The sequence below is a fragment of the Pseudomonas sp. EL_65y_Pfl1_R83 genome (assembly GCF_963970695.1).
Lineage (GTDB): Bacteria > Pseudomonadota > Gammaproteobacteria > Pseudomonadales > Pseudomonadaceae > Aquipseudomonas > Aquipseudomonas tritici.
Map to the genome: position 1 here is coordinate 1 of NZ_CAXAQI010000130.1, position 614 is coordinate 614.

1 pseudogene is annotated in these 614 nt (G+C 65.1%); it reads right to left on the reverse strand.

Features of this window, described 5'->3' with window-relative positions:
• Window positions 1-614, reverse strand: a pseudogene (locus tag AACY08_RS28005) (Ti-type conjugative transfer relaxase TraA); the annotation flags it as partial.

The window sequence follows — 614 nt, forward strand, 5'->3', positions numbered from 1 at the left end:
CGCGCGAGCTGGCGCTGATCGGCGAAGTCGTCGCGGCCATAATGAAGCTGCACGCCGTCGCGGTGCCGCGACAGCGCGACATAGGCGGCATGGCGATCGAGACCCGGCGTGGCCAGCACATGCACGCGATCACCCGTCCCGCCCTGACTTTTGTGGATGGTGGCGGCATAGCCGTGATCCACTGCGGCATAATCCTTGATATCGAACGCTACCGACCGACCATCGTCGAGCATCACTGCCATGCGCCTCGGGGTGACGCTCTCGATTTGTCCGAGCGATCCGTTTTTCACGCCCATACTGCGCTCGTTGCGACCGAACATCACCCGGTCGCCAGCAGCAAAGCGTCGCTCGCCTTTTTCGACATGAAGCACGACATCGCTACCAAGCGCGCCAGCGCGCGCCAGCCGCTCGCGCGCCGCCAGGTTGAGTGCGTGCACTTCGTCGTTGGTGTGCGTAAGAATGATCCGGCTCGCACCTAGCTGCGCGATCCGTTCGCGATCCCAGCGCTCGACCAGATCGGCGCGCGCTTCGTCTCGCGTGGCCGCAACATGCACCGCACCGTGCTTGCGATAGGCAGCGAGCGCCTCGCCAGTGCGCTCGGTCGCCAACTGGCG